Raw genomic sequence first — 7,680 nt, 5'->3', positions numbered from 1 at the left:
GGTACAATTTTGGAAGTAACTCCTGAAATTGTTCAGTATGCAGACACAACTTTGATCTACCTCAATATTGAGGCTGAACGGTCATCTGCGCAGCCAGATCCGGTGAGTACGGTTATCAGTAAACAGACAGCAAGTACTCATGCATTATTATTGGATGGTGAAAGTACAGTTATTGCCGGTTTATACAGAACGGAAGAGGCTAAAGTACGTCGTGGTATTCCAATCTTGAAAGACCTTCCAGGTTGGTTTTTCGGCCTTAAATATCTCTTCGGATATAACTCATCCGATCTACAGGAGAATGAGTTGATTATACTGCTTCAGGCTGAACTTGAAGATACTATACCAGAACGTTTTGCTAAAAGATTTCAATCTCAGCAGGAGCTTCTTGATGTAGCTCAGGAACGTCACAGAAATCGTTTTGAATACGTAAGCCCCAAATCTCCGAAGCCCGTACTTGGTTCTGGTATAATGGATGAAACTGATAATATTGATTCGGAAACTGAGGTTGTAACTGACGAAGTCAATGTTGTGGAAGAAGAGGTGGAATTAACAAGTACACCTCAAACGATTGATGAAGAAGAGATAAACAGATTGAAAACTGAGCTGGAAGAGCGCAAGCTTCAGGAAGGAAACATGCATGGCAGGGATCTTTCTCAGTATTCCGGAGAATGGCGTGAAATGGAATTGGAAAACATGAACGGAGATTACAGCGATCTCAACTTCTATGTAATTGGTGGTTCATTTCTGGTCAAAGACAATGCAGATCGGCTCTATGAATTACTTACTGATCGTGGATATGACGCTCACATGCTGTTTAATCCGGCTACTGACTACTACTTTGTGGCTTATGATGGATTTGCTGATCCCGATGAGGCAATAGATTATACACGCGAAATTCAGAATACCGTTCAGTCAGAAGCTTGGTTGTCTCGTATTATTCGTGAAACCAGACTGGATGTAAACAGGTAACAGAAAGTTTTTTAAAAAAACCTGACATGAGTAATATCTTGTCAGGTTTTTTGATGTCAGCTACTGAAGTTTATGCTGATTCTGCGGTAGAAATTCTATTAGACTGACGATTCAGATATTCCAATGTAATCCGGTTGAACTCATCCGGTTTATCGACATTTACTACGTGTCCGCTTCCCTCTACAATAACCAATTCACTGTGATTAAAATCCTGAATCATCTTTTGAACGGGGGGCAAAAACATATGATCCTCTTCGCCCATAACGTACAGGGTGGGTGCCTCCATCTCTTTTTCTTTGAAATATCTGAGTAGAGGATTGATATCGTAGGTTAACCGGAACCACTTTAAAAATTCTTTTTGAGCCAGATTCTTTGCATCTTCAACAAACAGAGACCTGGACTCTTCATGATGTTTTTTGGGCATAATAATCCAGGCAAAAAGTTTATAGAGCCAAATAAATGGAACCACCTTTTTAAATGTATGACCGAGCCATACTAAAACCCTGCTGCGCACATCCATTCTGGTAATAGCTCCACACATAATGGCAGATTTTACAATATCCGGATTAATTTCAGCTATTGTGCGAATAATGATAGTGCCGAGTGATACTCCTACAAAATGTGCTTTATCAATATTTTTATTCTTTAAAACTTCAAGCACGTCATGGCTTACGGTTCTGAAGGTATATTTCTCCTTATAGTATTTTTTCATCGTACTCATCTCCTTTGACTTTCCGTGTCCGCGGAGATCAACCAGAAGTACATTAAACTCATCCTTATAGGCCTTCAACTGCTGATACCAAATAGAAGAGGAGCCGCCTGCACCGTGGACAAAAACAACCCAGTCTTTGTCTTCACTTTTATAAAATGATTTACTGTAAAGCATGAACCGTTAATGCAGAAATAGGTATTTATTATTTGCTTTAATAACGTCACAAAATACAAATAAGATACTCCTTATGAAGAAATTGTTTTCCAATGTGACGTTTACCGCTCACTTAATTCTTTTCTTTATTGGATAAAGAGTTATTTTTGATCTATGAAATTTATAAGGTCTTGCTTAAAAACAATCTTCACAATTATTGCCACACTTTTCTTCTACGGATGTTTTGCCATCGGTTATCTAATCTTGAAATTGTTTAGACAAGAAACCGGAGGTATAAGAAACTTTTGTTTAACTCTGTGGGGAAAATCTGTTTGCAAAATTTTATCAATTGAGGTAGAAGTTGTGGGAAATATCCCAGAACCGCCCTTTTTTCTTGTCAGCAATCATTTGAGCTACGTGGACATTATAATCTATTTCAAAACTTTAAAAACTACATTTGTTTCAAAAGCAGAAGTCAAAAATTGGCCTGTGATCGGTTTCATGGCAAAAACGCTGGAAATCATTTTTATTGACAGACGGCGAAAGTCTGATGTGGCAAGAGTAAACCAATCGGTAGCCGGGCAAATATCAGAATACAAAGGCGTTGTTCTATTTCCTGAAGGAACCACATCAAGCGGAGAATCACTGCTTCCTTTTAAACCTTCCATACTGGAGCACCCAGCAAAGAGTCTGATGCCCGTTCATTATGCATATATTACCTATGAGACGGGCCCGAAAGATATAGATGCTATTTATAGTGTGTGCTGGTGGAACGACGAGCCTTTCGGAAGTCATTTTTTTAAATTTGCAGGAAATCGAACCACAAAAGCACGCATACGGTTTGGGGAGAAAACGATACATAAAAGTGAAAGAAAAGAACTTGCAGCAGAACTTTATAAAAAAGTCAAAGTCTTACATCTGCAGAATCAACAACATTCTGAATTGAAAGTATCCAATGAAAAGTCAGTAAAGAGTTAGGCAAGATTGAAGAAAAAAAACAGAAATATTCTGCTCTTTATTCTGGGTTTTTATTTAATTCTGCTCGGCATATCATGGTTTATCCAAATTGTATTTCCGGCTGTAGATCATCAGGGAAAGTATGAAAAAAGTATTGAGTTACAGATTTCAGATCAGCAGCTTGAAATTACTTATCATGAATTGGGATATAATGATGCTGTTGAAAAACCAAAATTGATCATTCTGCCTGATATCTATTTTCGCTCAAAAGCTGTTCTTCCTGTGGCAGAATCTCTGAAGGATTCATTTCATATCATCCTTCCTGAAGTTGTGGAATTTCAAACTGGAACGACGAATGAAAGGTTTACAACTGATCACAAATTAAAATCGCTGAATCAATTATTTGAAGAATTAAACGTCAAAGACTTTCATCTGATGGGGCACGGGTATAGCGGATTTTTATCAATACGAGCTGCTGAAGAACTGGATAGCATTAGAAGCTTAACACTTTTAGGATCTATTGGTGCACAGGAGTTGCGGTTTTTAGGAAATCATCACATCAACCGTTCACTGTATAGTTTAGCAAGACCGATTGTATCTTTCTACAAATACGTTTTTCCTCATTTTGGATGGTATCACTCTCAAAAATTTTCGCTGGAATATATTGATGCTACTAGATATTTAGACCAACGTGATTTTCGTGAGACTGCTAAAGATATTCATGCACCTGTTTTGATACTTCATGATGTTAATGATCAAAATGTTCCGCAATATACGGCAAAAGAGACGCATCGGGTTATTCCACAAAGTAAGTTGGTTTTACTTGATGATATTCAAAACAGAGATATATTAACTGATGAAGGGTGGAGTGAAGAAATTTCAAAGTTTTTAAATCGGGTGGAATCAGGAGAGGGTATAAACAGGCAGGAAGCTTCGGAGCAGAGAATTCAACAATCTTCAGAACCATTTGATTCTGAAGACGTTGAGTCGCTAAGTGGAAAGGCATTCTTTACAATATTTTTTCTCATTATGGCCATGACAATTTTCAGTGAAGATCTTTCCGTTATCGCTGCAGGACTTCTTGCGGCGGCCGGTATCTTTCCATTTATGTACGCGGTATTAAGCTGTTTTTTGGGGATTCTTATCATAGATACAAATATCTATTGGCTCGGGAAAAAGGTGGGTAATCCAATATTGAAGAGAGTGCCATTTAAGTGGATGATCAAAGAAGAAGATTTGAACAGGGCACAGAATCTTTATGATATGTATGGTATGGAGTTGTTGTTTGTAGCTCGTTTTATTCCGGGAGCCAGATTTCCTACTTATTTTTCAGCGGGCCTTCTTAACTCCAAATTCAAAACATTCTTCACCTATTTTGCACTATCAGTAGCGATATGGACACCTTTACTGGTTGGTATAACTGTACTGATTGGACAGCCGATGCTACAGTACCTCACGGTATATCAGGACTACGCAATCTGGATTTTGATAGTTACGATTTTATTGATTTATCTGATTTTTAAAGTAGGAATCCCATTGACTACTGTTCGGGGAAGAAGGAGGTTGCTGGTGAAGTGGTCTAGATTTTTGCAGCGTTTTCAAAGAAACTAACGTTTACTTTTGAAGAATCTATTCAAAATAAATTGACAATCTATTTCCATTACACCGTGTATAATTTCGGTTTGATGATTTAGCTTTTTATTAGCGGCTATATTGAATAATGAACCACAGCCTCCGGCTTTAGCGTCCAGCGCACCAAAAACAACTCGTTTTAATTTTGACCATACAATGGCACCACTGCACATTGCGCAAGGTTCGAGTGTGACATATAAAGTACAATCTGAAAGATATTTTGATGAGAGCGTATCACATGCCGCTGAAATTGCAATCATTTCTGCGTGCGCAGTAGGATCATTCAAGCGTTCAACCTGATTATAACCTTGTCCAACGATACTATTTTCATACACAACAACGGCACCTACAGGCACTTCATCATCTTCAAAAGCTTTTTCAGCCAGATGAAATGCCTTCATCATAAATAAATCATGATTTAATTTAGAATTTGAACCTTTTCCATTAAACATTTGCAGTAAAAAATATTATGTTTAGTACTTCACGATTATTCGTAAATAACTTATAGCGAATTTGTTAAGGAATGTCATTAGATGATACAGACAGTGATCTGAAAAAGATACTGAAAGATAATATTCGTTCAGTAAAAGATTTTCCTAAAGAAGGAATTATATACAAAGACATTACACCACTTTTAAATGATAAGTATCTTTTAGAACTTACTTCCAGATTGCTTGCTGAACCATTTCGAGGGTTTCGCATTGACTATGTAGCAGGGTTGGAATCGCGCGGATTCCTTTTTGGAACAAATTTGGCACAAGATCTACATGCAGGATTTATCCCAATCCGCAAACCGCATAAACTTCCGGCTGAAACTGAATCAATTGAATATGAACTCGAATACGGTACAGATTCTCTGGAAATACATAAAGATTCTATAAATCCAGGCGATAACGTTCTCATACATGATGACCTGATTGCAACGGGCGGTTCTGCAATGGCGGCAACCGGTTTGATTGAGAAGCTTGGAGGCAATATTATCGGATACTCTTTTGTAATGGAAATTGAATTTTTGAAAGGCCGTCAAAGTTTGGATCAAACAGCTCCATTCCATTCAATTTTAAGCATTTAAGAAACAAATAAGCTTTTTTCGAATATATAACCAATAATCACTAAAACATCATAAACTAACTACTATGGCAAAACCAACAATTACCACACTCGCAATGTGTGTTGCTATCTTGTTTGGCGCTGCAGCTTGTGGACCTTCGTTAGTTATCCAGAATGTGGATTACTCACAGCCGATCGAAAGCGTGCTGAGTCCGGATTCAAACAACGAAGTACATGACCAGCGATATGCAATCAAGTTCAACATATCGAATCTTCTGGAGGAAGAGGGAACTTCATCCGTTGATGAAATCCGCCTGATTCGCAACAATGCGGGTTACTACTTTGTTACCGCTGCCGGTTTCAACAATGTATATGTTTTTGAAACTGATGAAGGCGAACTGAAACTGGAAAATAAAATTGAGATTACAGGGCAGGGGTTGGGACAACCGGCTTTTAATCAGCGTGATGGCTTTATCGAACTCGTTGACAGAGCATCCGGCGATACCTATAATCTTAATCAAGAAGGACGAAACTAAGAGACTAATACAATGAAGAAAACAATTTACAACTCACTCTCTATATTAGCTGCTCTTTTATTCGTTGTTAGTTCAACAGTTGTTGCTCAGCAGTCTGATTATCAAATTCAGGAAGACTTCAGGGCAGACTACTCAGAACTTGTTAACCGGGTAGATAACGCAGTTAGTTCAGAAGATCTCGAAGGCTTAAATGCCGATATTGATGGACTTGAAGCAGATTATTCCGAGTACTCGGATATCATTGATGCCGCACTTTATCCGGAAACTTTTTCAGATAAAATCAGCGATTTAAGAAGTCGGTATGTCGCATCAGAACAAAACATCTCAGTAATTGAGCAACTAAATGAACGCATTCGCGGTTTAATGGATGAGCTCGATCAGTTCAGAGATCAAATGACTGAACTGGACGAGGAGCAAGCTGATCTAAAAGAGCAACTCGATCGTTCTTCAGCTAATGAGCGAAGACAGGCTGCACTGATTCGTCAGTACAGACAGAACCTGGAACAGCGAGATGCTTTCGTTACAGAATTTTTAGAAAATCTGATGACGAAGTATCAATCAATGGACTCGTCAACACAGTCTGAAATTGCTGATGCAGCAGAGCGAATGGAAGATAATCCGGTTGATGTTTTAAAGACTATCATTTCGGAATACACAAATATTGCAGATCAGGGTTCAGACCTCTCATCTGCCGACTATCTGGGTATGCGCGCACAGCACGGCTATTTCGCTGATGTGTGGGACAGAATCGGAGACCAACTGACCAATACATTTGCACCGGATTCTCCGGTACAAGAGCGTCAGGAAGTTACTGATATGCTTGCAGCTTGGCAGGCAAGTATAGACAATAAACTCTGGAATGCGCTGTCAACATCGTTCAATCAGAATGGCATTGAGTTAGATTCATTTACCGGTTCCGATGAATTTTTTGATGCACTTGGAGTGTACGTGAGAGAATCTTCTCAAGCAGCTGTTGAATCAAACAGTGAAGAGGATTACGAGGCATACCAAAACTTTGCCAACTACTGGAATTCTACTGTTAAAGGACAGTGGGGCGAGGTATTGGTTCAGGGTGATGTTCTCTCTACGTCACAAATGGCGGAGATTGATGTACAGCTAGGAACATGGGGAGAAAATGCTCCACCAACATCGAATTTGATGTTTATCCTGTTTCTTATCAGTCTGGCCGTTATTCTTGGCCTTGTAGTACTTCTTGTAACCAAGAAGAGCTAAATCAAGTTAAACGGATCACTTTTTCTAAGCCGTCCTCAAAATATTGAGGACGGCTTTTTTTGTACTAGGAGTTTCGGTAATCAGCTGAGTCTGTAGAATAATCTTTCAATCTTCAATTGACGATACCGATACCTCGAATATTTCTGTTGCATTTCATCTAATCAAGCAATAGTTTCTACCCGTATGAATAAGCAAAACGTACATATGAATTGGTGGTGGCCGGCTCGATATATTTCGGCAGTGGAATCACTATGATGTAATTACGTTTTAGAAAGATTTGATAAACCCGCTGCCGTATTACGGAGGCGGGTTTTTTTATTTAAACTTTATGGACTTTAAACATTTTTCTGAATTAGCAAAAAACTATACAGCTATCCCGATATATCGTCGAATGATGGCTGATATACTGACCCCGGTCTCACTCTTTCTATCGATTCG

General features: G+C 38.7%; 7 protein-coding genes and 1 pseudogene. 6 read left to right on the top strand and 2 right to left on the bottom strand.

Annotated elements, in window-relative coordinates; translation table 11 throughout:
• A pseudogene (locus tag ACESM0_RS09095) lies at positions 1-969 on the top strand (hypothetical protein); the annotation flags it as partial.
• A 70-nt stretch (positions 970-1,039) separates the two neighbouring features.
• Here ACESM0_RS09095 and ACESM0_RS09090 read toward each other — a convergent pair.
• Positions 1,040-1,855, bottom strand: coding sequence for an alpha/beta fold hydrolase (locus ACESM0_RS09090; protein ID WP_372905748.1), 816 nt, complete (start codon positions 1,853-1,855; stop codon positions 1,040-1,042).
• Positions 1,856-2,008: 153 nt separating this feature from the next.
• On the opposite strand from ACESM0_RS09090, the gene ACESM0_RS09085 reads away from it, so the two are divergent.
• On the top strand, positions 2,009-2,812 hold the full coding sequence (locus ACESM0_RS09085; RefSeq protein ID WP_372905746.1) for a lysophospholipid acyltransferase family protein: 804 nt from the start codon (positions 2,009-2,011) through the stop codon (positions 2,810-2,812).
• A 6-nt stretch (positions 2,813-2,818) separates the two neighbouring features.
• Positions 2,819-4,402: a VTT domain-containing protein gene (locus ACESM0_RS09080; RefSeq protein WP_372905744.1), complete on the top strand. Its 1,584-nt coding sequence runs from the start codon at positions 2,819-2,821 to the stop codon at positions 4,400-4,402.
• On the opposite strand, the gene tadA is transcribed toward ACESM0_RS09080, so the two are convergent.
• Positions 4,399-4,875 (bottom strand): tRNA adenosine(34) deaminase TadA, encoded by a 477-nt coding sequence (tadA, locus tag ACESM0_RS09075; RefSeq protein ID WP_372905742.1) that lies wholly within the window; start codon positions 4,873-4,875, stop codon positions 4,399-4,401. The genes ACESM0_RS09080 and tadA overlap by 4 nt on opposite strands.
• Before the next feature lie 71 nt (positions 4,876-4,946).
• On the opposite strand from tadA, the gene ACESM0_RS09070 reads away from it, so the two are divergent.
• The 3 genes from ACESM0_RS09070 to ACESM0_RS09060 all read left to right on the top strand — a co-directional run bounded on the left by ACESM0_RS09070 (position 4,947) and on the right by ACESM0_RS09060 (position 7,242).
• Positions 4,947-5,495, top strand: a complete 549-nt coding sequence (locus ACESM0_RS09070) for an adenine phosphoribosyltransferase (RefSeq protein WP_372905740.1) — start codon at positions 4,947-4,949, stop codon at positions 5,493-5,495.
• Positions 5,496-5,559: 64 nt separating this feature from the next.
• A complete protein-coding gene (locus ACESM0_RS09065) occupies positions 5,560-6,009 on the top strand; it encodes a hypothetical protein (protein ID WP_372905738.1) in 450 nt (149 codons plus the stop codon).
• 12 nt (positions 6,010-6,021) lie between these two features.
• Positions 6,022-7,242, top strand: a complete 1,221-nt coding sequence (locus tag ACESM0_RS09060) for a hypothetical protein (RefSeq protein WP_372905736.1) — start codon at positions 6,022-6,024, stop codon at positions 7,240-7,242.
• Positions 7,243-7,680: the final 438 nt, after the last annotated feature.

It is taken from the genome of Rhodohalobacter sp. (assembly GCF_041686455.1).
Classification (GTDB): domain Bacteria; phylum Bacteroidota; class Rhodothermia; order Balneolales; family Balneolaceae; genus Rhodohalobacter.
This window is presented reverse-complemented; position numbering and strand designations above follow the sequence as displayed.